The 16,752-nt window shown below is 44.4% G+C and carries 15 protein-coding genes and 1 pseudogene; 2 read left to right on the plus strand and 14 right to left on the minus strand.

Annotation, left to right across the window (positions count from 1 at the left end; translation table 11 throughout):
- Positions 1-8 precede the first annotated feature (8 nt).
- From dppA to sdaAB, 4 genes are all read right to left on the minus strand, one after another.
- Positions 9-833, minus strand: coding sequence for a D-aminopeptidase DppA (gene dppA / locus ACGTN9_RS08240; RefSeq protein WP_499591860.1), 825 nt, complete (start codon positions 831-833; stop codon positions 9-11).
- 241 nt (positions 834-1,074) lie between these two features.
- Positions 1,075-3,111: an ATP-dependent DNA helicase RecG gene (recG, locus tag ACGTN9_RS08245; protein ID WP_499591861.1), complete on the minus strand. Its 2,037-nt coding sequence runs from the start codon at positions 3,109-3,111 to the stop codon at positions 1,075-1,077.
- 4 nt (positions 3,112-3,115) lie between these two features.
- Positions 3,116-4,000, minus strand: a complete 885-nt coding sequence (gene sdaAA / locus ACGTN9_RS08250; RefSeq protein ID WP_028782740.1) for an L-serine ammonia-lyase, iron-sulfur-dependent, subunit alpha — start codon at positions 3,998-4,000, stop codon at positions 3,116-3,118.
- An 18-nt stretch (positions 4,001-4,018) separates the two neighbouring features.
- Positions 4,019-4,681: an L-serine ammonia-lyase, iron-sulfur-dependent subunit beta gene (gene sdaAB, locus ACGTN9_RS08255; RefSeq protein WP_499591862.1), complete on the minus strand. Its 663-nt coding sequence runs from the start codon at positions 4,679-4,681 to the stop codon at positions 4,019-4,021.
- A gap of 230 nt (positions 4,682-4,911) precedes the next feature.
- Between sdaAB and ACGTN9_RS08260 the strand changes: the two genes are divergently transcribed.
- On the plus strand, positions 4,912-6,189 hold the full coding sequence (locus ACGTN9_RS08260; RefSeq protein WP_499591863.1) for an NCS2 family permease: 1,278 nt from the start codon (positions 4,912-4,914) through the stop codon (positions 6,187-6,189).
- A gap of 83 nt (positions 6,190-6,272) precedes the next feature.
- On the opposite strand, the pseudogene ACGTN9_RS08265 reads toward ACGTN9_RS08260, so the two are convergent.
- The 4 genes and pseudogenes from ACGTN9_RS08265 to ACGTN9_RS08280 form a co-directional block, all read right to left on the minus strand.
- A pseudogene (locus tag ACGTN9_RS08265) lies at positions 6,273-7,015 on the minus strand (SDR family NAD(P)-dependent oxidoreductase).
- 228 nt (positions 7,016-7,243) lie between these two features.
- Entirely contained in the window at positions 7,244-8,713 is a 1,470-nt protein-coding gene (locus tag ACGTN9_RS08270) for a protein adenylyltransferase SelO (protein WP_499591864.1), read from the minus strand.
- Between the two features lie 150 nt (positions 8,714-8,863).
- On the minus strand, positions 8,864-10,534 hold the full coding sequence (locus ACGTN9_RS08275) for a DAK2 domain-containing protein (protein ID WP_499591865.1): 1,671 nt from the start codon (positions 10,532-10,534) through the stop codon (positions 8,864-8,866).
- A gap of 49 nt (positions 10,535-10,583) precedes the next feature.
- Positions 10,584-10,946, minus strand: a complete 363-nt coding sequence (locus tag ACGTN9_RS08280; protein ID WP_028782734.1) for an Asp23/Gls24 family envelope stress response protein — start codon at positions 10,944-10,946, stop codon at positions 10,584-10,586.
- A gap of 262 nt (positions 10,947-11,208) precedes the next feature.
- On the opposite strand from ACGTN9_RS08280, the gene rpmB reads away from it, so the two are divergent.
- The gene (rpmB, locus tag ACGTN9_RS08285; protein WP_028782733.1) at positions 11,209-11,397 is read left to right on the plus strand and encodes a 50S ribosomal protein L28; all 189 of its coding nucleotides are present in this window, start codon (positions 11,209-11,211) and stop codon (positions 11,395-11,397) included.
- A gap of 112 nt (positions 11,398-11,509) precedes the next feature.
- On the opposite strand, the gene spoVM is transcribed toward rpmB, so the two are convergent.
- Genes spoVM through ACGTN9_RS08315 form a run of 6 tightly spaced genes read right to left on the minus strand, consistent with a single transcriptional unit; the run spans position 11,510 to position 16,736 of the window.
- The gene (gene spoVM, locus ACGTN9_RS08290) at positions 11,510-11,590 is read right to left on the minus strand and encodes a stage V sporulation protein SpoVM (protein ID WP_037985670.1); all 81 of its coding nucleotides are present in this window, start codon (positions 11,588-11,590) and stop codon (positions 11,510-11,512) included.
- Positions 11,591-11,649: 59 nt separating this feature from the next.
- Positions 11,650-12,297 carry a thiamine diphosphokinase gene (locus tag ACGTN9_RS08295; RefSeq protein WP_499591866.1) on the minus strand — a complete coding sequence of 216 codons (648 nt, stop codon included), beginning with the start codon at positions 12,295-12,297 and terminating at the stop codon, positions 11,650-11,652.
- 50 nt (positions 12,298-12,347) lie between these two features.
- The gene (gene rpe / locus ACGTN9_RS08300; protein ID WP_499591867.1) at positions 12,348-12,998 is read right to left on the minus strand and encodes a ribulose-phosphate 3-epimerase; all 651 of its coding nucleotides are present in this window, start codon (positions 12,996-12,998) and stop codon (positions 12,348-12,350) included.
- A gap of 4 nt (positions 12,999-13,002) precedes the next feature.
- Complete coding sequence (rsgA, locus tag ACGTN9_RS08305) at positions 13,003-13,878, minus strand: ribosome small subunit-dependent GTPase A (protein WP_499591868.1); 876 nt, start codon at positions 13,876-13,878, stop codon at positions 13,003-13,005.
- Between the two features lie 12 nt (positions 13,879-13,890).
- Positions 13,891-15,978: a Stk1 family PASTA domain-containing Ser/Thr kinase gene (pknB, locus tag ACGTN9_RS08310; protein WP_499591869.1), complete on the minus strand. Its 2,088-nt coding sequence runs from the start codon at positions 15,976-15,978 to the stop codon at positions 13,891-13,893.
- On the minus strand, positions 15,978-16,736 hold the full coding sequence (locus tag ACGTN9_RS08315) for a Stp1/IreP family PP2C-type Ser/Thr phosphatase (RefSeq protein ID WP_499591870.1): 759 nt from the start codon (positions 16,734-16,736) through the stop codon (positions 15,978-15,980). Before ACGTN9_RS08315 ends, pknB begins: the two co-directional genes overlap by 1 nt.
- Positions 16,737-16,752: the final 16 nt, after the last annotated feature.

A 16,752-nucleotide genomic window follows, 5' to 3' on the forward strand; every position in this document is an offset into this window, starting at 1 on the left:
CACCCTCCCTAGCTGAAAGACGTTTGCATCGCCAATTCGGTCATGACGATCATCGCCTGATAAGCTTCTATGATATCTTTTGCCTGGTATTTCACAATTGTGGTGCCTGGTTCAATTTCAGTATTCGGCATCAGGTTCGCCCATTCCGCTTGTCCGTAATTGGTAAATTCTATTCGTAATACGGGATTGTCAGGCGGGGTCAAGGGTTTGACCAGGTGACGTTTTTTCAGTGCCTCTGTCACTTTTTCCTGCAAAAGTTCTCCTGCTTTGACTGGTGTCAGACTTTTGACTGCTGAGCGGGAAATGGTTTCTTTTACAACCGCTGTCGTTATGTTTGGAATTAGTGATTCAGCTTCCTGTCCGGCGCAATCATCACCGGCGACTAATAAAACAGGGACGCCATAATATCCGGCAACGTATGCGTTAAAGCCAAGTTCCCCTACCTCGACATCGTTTATGTAAAAATTTCTTACTCCAAAAATCATCGAATGGGACATTACCCCGCGCTGCCCTGCTCTGGCATGATACCCGATGAACATCGCCCCCGCAAAGCTATCATCGAGGCTCTGAACCATTGATAACGGTTTCACATCCCCTGTAATCAGATGAGCTTCCGGATGGAGCTCGTCGATCAGCAGGTTGTTCATTTTCGAATGGCTGTCGTTCACTAAAATATCTTCGCAGCCGAATTTTCCAGCCGCCTCGATGACGTAATTCGTTTCCTCTGTCATGATGCGACGGGCCCGGTCATAATTAAGTTCCGATGAATCCACGTACGTGTAATCAGGGAGACCGGTTATTCCTTCCATGTCTACTGAAAGAAATAGTTTCATAGATGCAACACTCCTTTGGCTGTTTAAATCATTAAGTTTTTTGGGGAATTTTCTTAAAATTCTATCAAATTTTTCCTAAATTAGCAATGCAGTTCAAAAATATGTAGAAATTTACACCCTGTTCCAAAAGCACGAAAAAAATAAAAAGGGCTGCTTCAGGGACAAAGTCTGACCCAAGCCAAAATAAAGCTAATTAAATTGGTGGATCAGCTTTTGCGCTGAAACAACCCTATCCTCTTTATCAATCTAGTATTTCTCCTTGCAATGCTTCGTCTCGAAATAACAATTCCCGTAAAGAGCTCCATGCTTCCTCGGTATCCAATTGGTTCGTCTCTATGATATCCGCCGCGTCCTTGCGGGCTGTTTCCAGAGCACGGTAATCATGGACCATATCACCGACCTTGAACTCTGGAATTCCACTTTGTTTCTTTCCAAAAAAGTCACCAGGGCCACGCAGTTGAAGATCCTGCTCAGACAATTCAAAACCATCTGTCGTTTCGGTCATGATCCGCATCCGTTCTTTGCCAATATCACCTTTGGGTTCAGCCAAAAGAATACAATAGCTTTGGGCATCCCCACGACCGACACGTCCCCTGAGCTGATGCAACTGACTGAGGCCGAATCGTTCCGCGTCGTAAATCACCATTACTGTGGCGTTGGGTACATTGACGCCTACTTCTACTACGGTCGTCGAAACGAGAACCTGGATGTCATTATCGACAAACTGCTGCATGACTTCTTCTTTTTCATCCTGATGGAGACGACCATGCATCAAGCCGACAGAAATATCCGGTTCATAGTAGGTCTGTAGCTGGTGATGGAGATCGACAGCATTCTGGATATCCAGTTTATCGGACTCCTCTATCAATGGAGATATGACATAAGCCTGATGGCCTTGCGTTACTTCTTTGTTAATGAACTGCAGGACCCGGTCCATCATATCCCCTTTTACCCAGTATGTCTCAACCGGTTTGCGGCCTGCTGGCATTTCATCAATGACAGACACATCCATATCGCCAAAGGCTGTGATCGCAAGCGTTCGTGGAATAGGGGTGGCGGTCATGAATAATACATCCGGATGCAAACCTTTATCCCTTAATGTCCGCCGCTGATTGACACCAAAACGGTGCTGCTCATCGACTATCACTAATCCCAGCTTGGAAAACATCACTTCGTCCTGGATCAGGGCGTGGGTTCCAACAATGATGTCTGCCTCCTGGGTGCTTATTTCTTCCAGTACTGCTTTTCGCTGTTTCCCTTTAATTGAGCCTGTCAATAATACTATATTCACCCGGTCCCCGAACATCTGCTGCAACGATTCGTAATGCTGTTCAGCCAGAATTTCAGTAGGCACCATTAATGCGCCCTGGTTACCTGCTGTAATCGTTGCATATAAGGCGATGGCAGCGACAGCCGTCTTCCCTGAACCGACATCTCCCTGCAGCAGCCTGTTCATACGATGGGGCGATTTCATATCTTTTAAAATTTCTGCCAGTGACTTCTTTTGAGCTTTCGTTAATTCAAATGGGAACGAATCCACAAAAGTTGTCAGCTTATCATTGTCATAAGCCTGCCTATTCCCTTCAGTGGCTTCTCGTTTCAATTTACGTAAAAGCTGCATCTTAAGCTGGAAAACCAGAAACTCTTCATAAGTGAATCTTCTCCGGGCGTGCTTTAATAACTCCCTGCTTTCAGGATAGTGCATTTGCCATAAAGCAGCCGACCGTTCCGGCAGCTTATAGCTCTCCATCAAATGCTCGGGTAAAATTTCCGTAACCTCTTCCCCATAGTCTTCCAGTGCCTGGAGAATCAGCTTCCTCATTTTTTTCATGGTGATGCTTTCTTTCAAGGAATAGACCGGCTGGATCGGGTTTTGAGCTTCAGCACGACCCTTCTTATACTGACTGACTGTTATTTGCAGTCGATGCTGATCCCATTTGCCCGTTACGGTAATTATATCACCGGGGTTGATTTGTTTCTTTGCAAACGCGCGGTTGAACATGACTGCTTTGACAGCGAATTGTTCTACCTGCAATGTCATCGTCAACCTGGATTTCTTACGGCCATAAAAAGTAAGGGAAGGTTCTCCAATGACCTCCCCTTCGATGGTCGCTTTTTCATCATGAACTAGTTCCGTCAACGGTTTGACCTCATATGTGTCATAACGATAGGGAAAATAGAACATGAGGTCTTCAATGGTATATATACCTAGTTCATTCAGGGTTTCCGTTACTTTTTCCCCTACTCCGTTCACCTCGGAAACTGGTTGCGTCAACACATAATCACTCTTTCTTCAAAGAAATTCCGTACACTTTCGCTTCTAGTTCTCTTCCTGTCGGTGTTGCAGCCAGGCCTCCCTGTGCTGTCTCACGCAATGCTACTGGCATGGTCTGCCCGATTTTGTACATCGCATCGATCACTTCATCGCAAGGGATGCGGCTTGTTACGCCGGCTAATGCCATATCAGCAGCTGTAACGGCATTAGAAGCTCCCATCGCATTACGTTTGACACATGGTACTTCCACGAGGCCGGCAACCGGATCACAGACGAGGCCAAGCATATTCTTTAATGTAATTGCCATTGCTTCAGCCGATTGTGATGGCGTACCACCTGCCATCTCGACAATTGCAGCAGCTGCCATTCCAGCCGCCGATCCGACTTCTGCCTGACATCCTCCTGCAGCACCGGAGATCGAAGCATTATTAGCTACGACGAACCCGAACGCCCCAGAAGTAAACAGGTAACGCACCATTTGTTCTCTCGTCGGATTTAATTTATTTTTCACCGCAAACAGTGTACCGGGAACACATCCGGCACTACCGGCTGTCGGAGTCGCGCAAATAGTACCCATGGCAGCATTCACTTCATTCGTCGCTACCGCCTTACTGACCGCATCAAGCAGGATAGTACCTGATAATGGTTCATGGTTTTTCATATATTCCTGGATAAGTACAGCATCGCCGCCTGTTAGACCACTATGGGATTTTACTCCTTTGAGACCATCCTCGACAGCTTTTTCCATGACATCCAGGTTACGTTCCATCTGCCCGAAAACCTCTTCCCGGGTTCTTTCTTTTACTTCCATCTCCTGACGAATCATCACTTCTGATATTTGAATGCCTTCACTTTCCGCCATTTCGACGAGTTCAGCTACATTACGAAACATTAAACATGCCCCTTTCTATTAATCGACTATCTTAGCCACTTGGAGGATATGGTCGGCCCTTTCCAGCTCTTTCAAAATATTTTCATCTATATTTTGATCGACTTCGATGACCATTAATGCCTGCTGTCCTTCTTGTTTCCTGGAAACTTCCATATGGCCGATATTGATTTCATGGCGTGCAAGAATTGCAGTTACAGAAGCGATCGCTCCGTACCTGTCGTTATGGATGAGCAATACTGCCGGGTGGCCACCAGACAAGCGTAATTCAAAACCGTTCAACTCAGTGATTTCCGCCATCCCTCCACCGATCGAAATACCTACAAGCTCCAGGTCTCCATCATCGTCGCCGATGCGGATCTTTGCAGTGTTAGGGTGGTCGGTATGAGAATCTTCTTCATGGAACCTTATTTTAATTCCTTTTTGTTTAGCAGTTTCTAAAGCCTCTCTAATTCTCGTGTCGTGCGTATCATAGTCCAGCAGCCCGCCCACGATAGCCACGTCTGTACCGTGTCCCTTATATGTTTTGGCAAAAGAACCATATAAATGGATTTCCGCCCATTTCGGTTCCCGGCCAAAGAGATTTCGGGCAGCCCGTCCGATTCGAGCTGCTCCTGCTGTATGCGAACTAGATGGTCCAATCATGACAGGACCCATAATATCGAAAACTGATTTGAATTTCATATTTCACCTTTCCCTTCCATGAGATAAGCAGTTATGGATAGCGTTCACATAAGCTTATGCCCTATTCTATTTTAGCGAGAAACCGTTTACTTGAACAGGTGTTTTCTATACTATTTTTTCCTGAAAGATAATAAGTTTGCCAGAATGCCTATTACGTATTATAATTAAATTTTGTGGGTTGCATGAACAACCGGGTGGGAGAGGGCTACAATATTATAGAGGAGTACACCATGTTTAACAAGCATAAACATGACATCGATGCTTCCCAGTGGAAAAATGACGTTCTGGCTGGTTTCATCGGCTACTTCACGACCGTCTACATTGTAGCGGTCAATAGTTCGATTTTGAATGATGCCGGAATTGGTGTGGAAAATGCCATGGTCGCTACGATTCTTGCCAGCTTTGTCGGTACGTTGCTGATGGGATTGCTTGCAAATGCCCCGATGGTACTGATACCTGGAATGGGGGTCAATGCCCTGTTCGCTTATACAATCGTCGAAGGCACTGGCATGAGCTTCCAGGAAGGACTGGCTGTTGTTATTGTATCATCCTTGATATTTCTTTTGACAGCATTCACGAAGCTTGGCGAGTGGCTGAAAGAAGCGATTCCCGACTCGCTGAAGCATGCAATCACCGTGGGTCTTGGGTTGTTTTTGACATTGATCGGTCTGGAAAAAGGCGGATTGGTCGTCAGAGGGGAGCATTCCTTGATTGCACTAGGCAATCCATCTTCTGAAATGGTGATCACCAGTCTGTTGACTTTATTCATCGCTATTTTTCTCTTTACGAGAAATGTACCTGGCAACTTCCTGGTGACGATGATCATCGGTACCGTTATTGCCTACTTTTTTGGATTGCTCGGTGAGCCCGGAAAAGGGATTTCAATGGAAATGGATGGTTTTGTGTGGATGCCATCTTTTGCCGGTATCGGGTCGTTGACCTTCTGGATGGCTGTCTTCCCATTAAGTATTGTGCTGATATTTGAAAATATGGGTTTAATCCATGGTCAGTTAGCCATGCTTAAAAACGAAGGCAAATTCAAACGAGCCTACCAGGCGACAGCTTTTTCTGCACTGGCAAGCGGCTTTCTAGGCACTTCGCCGACCGTATCTTCCGCTGAAAGTGCAGCCGTCATAGCATCCAAAGGAAAAACCGGACGTGCCGCTATCACGATGGCGATTCTATTCCTAGCAACTTTACTGTTGATTCCCTGGATTACAATGGTACCATCCACAGCCATCAGCCCGATATTGATTATCGTCGGAGCTCTGATGGTACAGAATATTAAACACATCGAATTGGATCAGTTATCAGAAGCAATGCCTGCATTTTTGATCATTGTCATGATACCATTCACCTATTCGATTGCTGATGGGATGGCATTTGGATTCATCGCCTATCCACTGGTCAAGCTGGCGATCGGCAAACAAAGGGAGCTATCTTTCCCAGTCGTATTCATCGCCATGATGTTCCTATTCGAATTTGTCATGCGATCAGTTGGACATTAGAATATTAAAAATCGAGAGGCCCAGAGTATACATGCTCTGGGCCTTTTTACATAAACCTGACAATATAACCGCTCCTGCCTCATTTAATGTTCATAAATCATTTTCCTGGTCATTCCTCCGTCAATGACGATGTTTTCTCCGTTAATGAAATCATTTTCTTCCTGGCTTAGAAAAACACAGGCTCTTGCAATGTCCTCCGGTCTTCCTACTCTTTTGGAAGGGTGCTGTAAATGGTCGATTTCTCTTAAATCCTGATAATTCTCTGTTGCTATCCAGCCTGGACTGATACTGTTCACCCGGATATAATAATCACTTAACGTCATTGCCAGGAATGAGTAAGTGCCACGATTCCACCCTTGCTTGCTGAGTAGGCTTCTGTATGCGGTTCGGCCATCGAGGCTCTCGTAGATGCAATATTGATAATGCTGCCTCCCTGTTCCTTCATTAGTAAAGCAGCTTGTTTGGTTAAGTAAAATACACTACTTAGATTTGTAGAAATGACTTCATTCCAGTCTTGCTCGCTCATCTCCCAAAAGTCTTTGAATTTTGAAATTCCTGCATTATTCACTAAAATATCGATACGTTCATATTCATTTTCAATTTCCTTGAATAACTTCTGTACTGCTTCGTAATTGCCTACATCGCACCATTTAAATTCTGCCTGATATCCGTTTTCTTTCCATCCTTTACAAACTTCCCTGCCCTTTCTTTCATCTTTATCAATAAGTATGACTGTATAATCTTTCTCAACAAAAGCAGTAACGATAGCTTCTCCGATCCCATTAGCTCCTCCGGTTACGATAGCAATTTTTCTTTCTTCCATCATCATTCCTCCTTTTCAACTATTTTACCGAAAGGTATGAACTGTAAACGATATTGTTGATTTTCCTAACCGCATTATTCCACAATAGATCCGAAAAGTCGAAGACTTAATTTCGAGATATTGTTGGAGTTAAGGGGCTACGTGAAACGATTCGCTTTCCGTGGGCGTGTGCTATCAGATCCAAAAATAAAAAGACAGCGGCATCTCCACTGTCTTTGCATAAGTGAGTCATCATGTGCCGCAATAGGTGCGGTAGGGGATCTTTGATGGCTCCGGCAGTTTGGTATATTCCTCCTGATCAGAAGAATACGCATAAGGATCAGAAAGAACATCTAAAAGCTTTTCCATCACGCTATAGTCACCTTTATCTACAGCAGCCTCAAGCGCCTCTTCTACCCGATGGTTACGAGGAATAATGGAAGGGTTTACTTCCTTCATCAACTGATAAGCAGAAGCTTTTGATATCTCCTGCTGTTCTAACCTCTTCTGCCAACGTTCATACCATTGCTTGAATTCGGCTGCACCAGCCATCGCAGTATCATCTGGTTTATTTAAGGTTAAAGCACGGAAGGTATTGGTATAGTCGGCACGATGTTCCTTCATTAAGCCGAGAAGATCTTCCACCAGCTTCTCATCATGCTCTTCTTCATTTTGAATTCCCAGTTTCTTTCGCATGCCTGTAAGCCAATGGTGTTGATACCACTGCTCATATTTGCCAAGAATCTCCTGAGCTAATTCAACCGCCTGATCAGGATTTTCATGAAACAAAGGTACAAGAGATTCAGCAAACCGTGCCAGGTTCCATTGGCCGATTGCGGGTTGATTCTGATATGCATAACGGCCTTGAACATCGATCGAACTGAATACGGTAGCCGGATTGTATTCATCCATAAAAGCGCACGGTCCATAATCAATCGTTTCACCACTGATAGTCATATTGTCGGTGTTCATTACTCCATGAATAAATCCTACCAGCTGCCATTTGGCTATCAGTTCTGCCTGACGTTTGACCACTTCTTCAAATAACGTAAGATATCGCTCTTCGTTTTGTTCAATTTCAGGAAAATGACGCTCAATAGCATAGTCAGCGAGGGCCTGGAGTTTTTCTCTATCATCCAGTCTCACAGCATACTCAAATGTGCCGACCCGAAGATGGCTTGCGGCCATACGGGTTAATACAGCTCCAGAAAGCGGGGTCTCCCGCATGACCGTCTCTCCAGTGGTAACGACAGCAAGACTTCTGTTAGTAGGAATTCCAAGGGCGTGCATCGATTCACTGATGATATATTCCCGAAGCATCGGTCCAAGTGTTGCCCGGCCATCACCTCTTCGGGAAAATGGTGTCCGCCCTGATCCCTTTAGCTGAATATCGAACCGTTCCCCTGATGGGGTAATCTGCTCACCGAGTAGTACAGCGCGCCCATCTCCCAGCATGGTAAAATTCCCGAATTGATGACCGGCATAGGCTTGGGCGATTGGCACTGCATCAGCGGGCACCTGATTGCCTGCAAGAATTTCCACTCCTTCTTTTGTTTGCAACAAATCACTATTCAATCCTAATGATGCTGCCAATGACTGATTGAAGATGACCAACTCCGGCGAATGAACCGCGGAAGGTTCGGCCTTTTCGTAAAATGCCTCCGGCAAACGTGCATAACTATTAGCAAAATTCCATCCCATCTTGTTATTAATGTGTGTCATTATATCTCCTTTGTCTGAACCAGTTTGTTATTAACTATTCACGTATATTCTTCTACAAAAACGTATAAATCATAGATGTTCTTTCAATTATCATGAAAAAAGGTCTAAATCTCATTTGATTTAGACCTTTTTTGGTTTTCATACCATTTATTATTCAACTGAAAAAATGAAAGAATAAATCGGCTGTCCCCCTTGATGGACCTCCACTTCAATATCTTCGAATTCCTCTTCCATAAAGGATTCAATTTTATCGATTTCTTCCTGGGTTGCATCTTCTCCGGTAAGGACAGTCAGAATTTCATCTTCATCTTCGTCGATCATTTCTTTGAGTAATTTCTCGACTGTTTTGATTTTATCTTTATCCGTAGCTTTGATATCGCCGTCTAAAATTCCCATAAAATGATCCTTTTCGATAGTCAAGCCATCTATTTGTGTATCACGTACCGCGTAGGTGATCTGTCCTGTTTTTACATGCTCCATCATACCGGACATTTCCTGCTGATTTGTTTCAAGATCAGCTTCCGGATTGAATGCCAATAAAGCGCTCATCCCTTGAGGAATGGACTTGCTCGGAATGACAGCAACGTTATCTTCGGCAAGATCAGCCGCCTGCTCTGCAGCCATAACGATATTTTTGTTGTTTGGCAAAATCAATACGTTTTTCGCATGAGCCTGGCTGACAGCTTCAGAAATATCCTGCGTGCTTGGATTCATCGTCTGCCCGCCCTGGATGACAACCGTAGCTCCGAGGCTTTCGAACATTTTTTTGAGTCCGTCACCCATGGATACGGTAATAATACCGTATTCCGCTTTCTCTTTCGGTTGTTGCTTTTTATTCCCTTTTTTGTCGCCAACGATAGAAGTATGCTGTTCGCGCATATTTTCGATTTTCATGTTCACGAGGCTTCCGTAGCGCTGACCAAGCGTCATCGCTTCACCCGGATATTCTACATGGACATGTACTTTAATCAGTTCATCATCGGATACCACGAGCAGAGAATCTCCCATTTCGCTCAACTCATTACGGAATTTATCTTCGTCATAGGGATTTTCCTGAAGCTTGTCTTCTTCGAATTTGACCATGAATTCTGTGCAGTAGCCGAATTCGATATCTTCGGTATTCATAAAATCCTGGGCAAGTTTATGATGCTCGGCATTTACCATTTCGTCCATGGAAGAAGAACTTACCGGTTCTGGTAACGTTTCACCTTTCAGGTTGGCAAGGAACCCTTCATAGATCGTCACCAGGCCTTGTCCGCCGCTGTCTACAACGCCTACTTCCTTCAGGACAGGAAGAAGATCCGGAGTTCGTTTTAAAGATGCCTTGGCCTCTTTAACGACTTCCTCCAGAAAAGCGATCATATCTTCTTCTTTTTTAGCTGCTTTGACTGCCGCTTCTGCTGATTCTTTTGCTACTGTCAAAATTGTCCCTTCCACCGGCTTCATCACTGCCTTATATGCAGTTTCAACTCCAGACTGCAATGCCTGGGCGAACTCCTTTGTATTACACGATTCTTTTTGAGCAAGTTCTTTTCCGAAGCCACGGAATAATTGAGACAGGATGACACCTGAGTTCCCACGTGCCCCCATCAATAAACCTTTCGCCAGCGCCTGGGCTACATCCCCGGTATGGTTATTCTCCACATTTCTTACCTCATTGGCACCTGAGGTCATTGATAAATTCATATTCGTACCTGTATCACCATCAGGAACGGGAAAGACGTTCAATGCATCGATCGTATCAGCGTTGTTAGTCAGATGCTGCGCGCCTGCCAACACCATTTCTCCGAACGTTTTGCCGTCCAACATTTTAACCGTCACACCTGCTTCCTCCTCTATATCTGCTAGTTTGTCTGTTTGATTGATTGGATTATTCAGCGGAAACGCGAACACCCTGAATATAGATGTTCACAGAGTTTACGGATAATCCTACTGTCTTATTCAATGTATATTTCACTTGAGATTGGACGTTATGCGCAACTTCGGAAATCTTTGTCCCGTAGCTGACAATAATGTACATATCGATATGCAGCGTGTCTTCTTCCTGTCTGACCACCACGCCTTTGGAAAAATTCTCTTTTCTGAGAATCTCCGCGATACCATCACGCAGCTGGCTTTTGGAAGCCATCCCTACGATTCCGTAGCATTCGACTGCGGCTCCACCTGCAATAGTAGAAATAACTTCGTTACTGATTGTTACTTGACCATATTTGGTATTCATATCAACAGACATGATGATCCTCCTTCGTCCCTATAAGTTTATTCCCTATATTATAACACATTCTCAAGTATGCAAGGATTATCACTTAACTCCTCATCTGGTACAGGCATCCGTAGATTAAAGATTGCCCCTATAATACTTTGGATTAATTACCCCGTTCTGTCAAGTGAAAATTCTTGATATAATTTAACAGCAATTATTGCAATCCACTGTCCATTATGATACATTGTATAAGTATTTCAAGATATACTTGTAAGCACTAGGAGGGATTACCATGGGACGTAAATGTGTTGTAACAGGACGCAAAACTACTTCAGGTAACAATCGTTCACACGCAATGAACGCTAATAAACGTAATTTCAAGGCTAACGTACAAAAAGTACGCATTCTGGTTGATGGCAAGCCTAAAAAAGTTTATGTATCTGCCCGTGCACTTAAATCTGGTAAAGTAACGCGCGTATAATTACGCAGGACTGCGCCTGCATACCCGGGCGCATATCATTTACTTTAACACGGGATATCATTTACACTTTTAAAGTACAAAAAAAGCACCCTGCGCTGGGGTGCTTTTTTTGTTACCCTTTTTTAAAGGTTCCTATGACAGCTCTTACGAAGCCACCAATGAATTTTGGGAGTTTAATGGTATAAAATTTCAATGAGTCCCCCTCCTCTTTCCCAAATCACTACTTGCAGACAAGCTGTATGGTGCGCGCGCTCAACTATCTCGACTCCTTATTAACAATAGTATGCCTTGGCTGTATGAAAAAGTACCATATTCTTTAACTAGCTTGTTTGACATGCAAAGAGTCGACCCGATAGGGAGAGTTTTATTTTCAAGCGGGTAATAAAAACCGTGAAGCGTCAGTTGTTCTACTGTCAAGGACATAGGAATGAATGATAAATAAGGGTAGCTGTCATTTTTTTGTACCTGATGTTCCCCCGGAGTAGTCAGTTCGATATGGTTCTGCTTATCGATGATGATTGCCTTGATTCCAGCCCGGTCCGTCTGATGAAGCAAATGGACATTGGCGAGGGTGTGGTCGATCCGCCCGCCGGTCACTCCAAATAAATAGATTTCGTCAGGCTGTTCCTGGATTGCTGCTTTGAGTGCAAGTTCTAAATCTGTATCATCTTTTTCCTCTGGATAAACCTCCGTAACCCCTGCATACCCTCTTATTTCATCGAGGCGATTATCTGTCACTGAGTCAAAGTCTCCAATCGCCAACTGCATCGGAATTCCTTGTTCGTAAAGTACTTCAGCTCCCTGATCGGCACCTATCCAAACCATGCTTTCTTCATGGTATGCATTTAACTGAGGGATATACCGCTTCGGCCCTCCTCCGACTATGGCAATTCGTTTCATCTGCACCACTCCTAACGGAAAACAGCCGCACAATGTGCGGCTGGCATAGTTTAATAAGCATTCTTTATTGCTTCAATGGCTGCTTTTCTGTCTTCTTTATTAAAAACAGCACTTCCGGCAACAAGCACATCAGCGCCAGCCTCGACACAAGTCTTAGCCGTCTCTGAATTAACCCCTCCATCAATTTCAATTTCAAACGAGAGGTCCATTTCTTTTCTCCAGTCAGCAATCTGCTGAATTTTCGGTACTACCGATTCAATGAATGACTGACCGCCGAAGCCAGGATTGACCGTCATAAGTAAAACAAGATCGACATCCGCTAGAATTGGTTTAATTGCTTCCGCTGGTGTAGCAGGATTGATGACGACCCCGGCTTTTACTCCATGGCTTTTTATTAACTGGATCGTCCGGTGCAGGTGCACATTAGCTTCCTGGTGTACAGTTATAATATCAGCTCCCGCTTTAGCAAAAGCTTCGATATATTGTTCGGCATTCTCAATCATCAGGTGGACATCGAGAGGCAGGTCAGTAACTGGACGTACAGCATCGACAATTAAAGGACCAATCGTGATGTTAGGAACAAAATGACCGTCCATGACATCAATATGGATATAGTCCGCTCCCCCATCTACCACTTCCTGAATTTCATGTCCCAGTTTTGCAAAATCTGCGGATAATATAGAAGGTGCTATTTTTGTCATTGTTTCAATACCTCGGCTTTCTCGTTTGTATTTCTTCTAAAAATTGCAGGTAATGTTCGTAGCGCTTACTGGCTATTTCGCCGTTATCAACAGCTGCCTTCACCGCACATTTCGGCTCTTTTTTATGGAGACATCCCCGGAATTTGCATAAGTGTTGAACTTCCCTGAACTCCGGAAAGCATTCCGGCAGCTGATCCTCTTCAAGCTCCTGGAATTCCAGTGAACTGAAACCAGGTGTGTCTGCTACTAACCCACCGTTAATTTCAAATAATTCCACATGCCGGGTAGTGTGTTTACCTCGGCCAAGACTTTCAGAAATCTCATTTGTTTCGATATCCAATTCCGGGTCCAGGTGATTCAATAAGGTGGACTTGCCGACTCCCGACTGACCGGCAACGACCGTGATTTTACCTGTGAAGTGTGATTGGATCTCCTCAAGCGCTATGTCTTTTTCCTTCGATGTTAATATGACAGTATAACCCGCCTGCTGATAGAGCTCCTGGTAAGCACGTATGTCTGCTTCTTCCTTTGCCCCATCTACTTTTGATATGACAATTAATGGCTCAATCCGAATAGCTTCCACCAGCACAAGAAAACGATCCAGGAGTAAAGGATTGAATGCCGGGTCTTTCGCAGAGGTCATGATCAATGCCTGGTCGACATTCGCAACGGGTGGCCGTACTAACTCATTTTTGCGTTTTTCGATCGAAAGGACGTACCCTTCTTTCTGGTTTTCCGCTTCAAAGGTGACTTCATCTCCCACCAAAGGGGTGATTTTTTGTTTACGGAACACCCCTCTGCCTTTACATTGATACACTTTCCCCTCTGAATAGACATAATAAAAGCCACTTAATGCTTTCGTGATTTTTCCTACCGGCATTATTTCACCATCCTAATACTCAATCGTTTGTTCCTTATAAACTTCCCCGTCCCGGAGGACTTGATAACTGGCCTGTGAACCAGGAGCTATGCTCAATTCAATCTCGAATTCCGTATCTTCCGTTATGGTCGCATTTTTGTATACTTCATCCCCATTTGAATCATTATCCTGCACATAAATGATCACTTCCTGTCCAGGTGGTTCTTCTTCTGGAGGGTTGTCTTTATTTTCACCATCCTGGTTTTCACCATCCTGGTTCTCACCATCTGGATTCTCATCATCCTGTTCCGGATTGTCCTCATTTTGTGTTTCATCTTCAGGAGGTTCATATTTAACCGTTACCGTCTCTGTGTGGGTACGTGGTTTGGCTTCAGGTCCCATAGAGACCTCAATCGTAACGGTCGATCCTTGCTCTACTTCCGAACCAGGGGAAGGTTTTTGCTCCATGACCTTCCCTTTCCCTGTATCATCCGAGTATACTTGTTGGACATTCACTTTTAAATTATTTTCCTCTAAATAGGACTCCGCTTCTGATTGGCTTTTTCCAATTAATGATTCTATTTCTATAGGAGGTGGTCCTGAGCTGACAGTAAGTATGATCGTTGTATCTTCAGGCACTACCTCTTGATCAGCCTGTGGAATCTGCGCTATAATCTTCCCTTCTTCATATTCTGGTGACTCTTTATAAAAAGCCTCTATTTCGCTAAAACCATTATCTTCTAATATGGTTTTCGTTTGCTCATAATCATCACCGACGTAATCTCCGAGCGTAGTGGTTTCTTTCCCTTCGCTGGAGTAAACAGTGACGGTGGACCCCTCTTTGATCGTTTCGCCCGCTTCAGGATCCGTTCTGACTACATCTCCTTCTTCCACACTATCAGAAAATTCGGTTTCTCTTTCTACCTGAAGGTTCAAATTTCTAAGTTCACTATATGCTTCTTCATATTCCATACCTTTGACATCAATCATTTCAACGTCTTTCGGCTCTAATAACCCTGGCACAAATAAGGCCGCTGCCCCGGCAGCTAAAAGAATTAAAAATATTGTCAATACCCATGGCCAGACCTTCTTTTTCTTTTTTTCTTTTTTCTTTACCGGCTGGCTCTGTTTTTTATCAGCCACGACTTCGACTGGCTTTGTGGCATGGCTTTTGCCGTTGGTATGGACAATGGTTTCATCATTATGGTTATTTTCAAATGCCTCTTTTGTAATGACTGGAATCGCCTTAGTTTTCTCATCCAAATCATCTTCGATCACAAAAGGGGCTTCATCCATTCGTGCCGGATCCAATGCGGTCTCCATGTCATCTTCCATCTCATGCACATTTGCATAACGTTGGAGCGGATCTTTAGCTGTCGCTTTCAATACGACATTCTCAACGCTTTGTGGAAGATCCGGATTCCATCTTTTCAAGGATGGTGTATCATTCTGTAAATGTTTCAATGCCACGGATACAGCAGACTCTCCTGAGAATGGAAGACGTCCTGTCAACAGCTCGAACATGACGATTCCCATGGAATAAATATCGGATTTTTTAGTAGCGACCCCGCCTCTTGCCTGTTCTGGTGAGAGATAGTGGACGGAACCCAGAATAGAGTTGGTCTGGGTTAATGCTGTTGCGCTTAAAGCCATGGCAATCCCAAAATCGGTGACTTTCACTTGACCGTAATGATCGATCAGAATATTTTCTGGTTTGATATCCCGATGAACGATTTCGTTATCATGCGCATGAGCGATGGCAGAAGTAACTTGCTGCATAATATCAATAGCAGCAGTAACATCAACGGGACTATGAAGCTGTATGTATTTTTTCAACGTCATTCCGTCAATGTGTTCCATCACCATATAATAGATATCGTCCTCTTCACCCACATCGTAGATATTGACGATATTCGGATGGGAGAGGCTGGTCGCCGATTGGGCTTCCCGGTGGAAACGGGCGATGAATTCTTCGTCATTGCCATACTCCAACCGCAATACCTTAATCGCTACCTCACGTTCCAGAATCGTATCTTTTCCCAGGTAGACATTTGCCATACCCCCGCCGCCGATCATTTCCTTGATCAAATATCGTTCGTTCAACAGGCGGTTGTTCAGCATTAGGAGCCACCCTCTTTCTCAGTCGAGTGGTCATAATGTACGAGAGCAAGGGTGATATTATCTTCTCCGCCACGCTCATTTGCGATTTGGACCAGTTTGTTAGCTGCTTCTTCCAGCTCCAGGGGATTTTTCACCAGTTCAAACAATTCCTCGTCATTCAGTTTGTTCGTCAACCCATCACTGCAAAGCAGCAATACATCATTCTGTTCCCACCCTAAAGTCTTTACATCAATAGTAAGATCCGGCTCCGTGCCAAGCGCCTTCAATAAAACATTCTTACGCGGATGCTGCTCTGCATCTTCTTTGGTTATTTGCCCGGAACGCACCAGCTCATTTACTAAAGAATGATCTTCTGTTACCTGTTTGAACCCATAATGATTCGCTAAATAACATCTGCTGTCTCCAATATGTGCGATTGTAATGAACTCAGTCGTACAAATGGCAGCAACTATGGTCGTGCCCATCCCTTTGCATTCCTCATTCGCCCTCGAATGCTCCAGAATCGTTTGGTTAATGGAATGGATGGCTTGCTCCAGCCACTCTTCTGCCTGGTCTGGTGATGTAATTTTATCAGCACTCTGCCAATGATTATGTAAGTAGGATGTAGCCATTTCACTAGCCACATCCCCGGCTAGATGACCGCCCATTCCATCCGCTACAACGGCAAGTGTCTGGTGCCGGCCATTAACAAAAAGGCCTCCCGCATCTTCGTTATGATTTCTTACCTGGCCCCTGTCTGTCAAAAAATAACCGTTCATCATTTCACCTCGTCTT

It is taken from the genome of Halobacillus sp. B23F22_5, assembly GCF_043497085.1.
In the GTDB taxonomy this organism is placed as follows: domain Bacteria; phylum Bacillota; class Bacilli; order Bacillales; family Halobacillaceae; genus Thalassobacillus.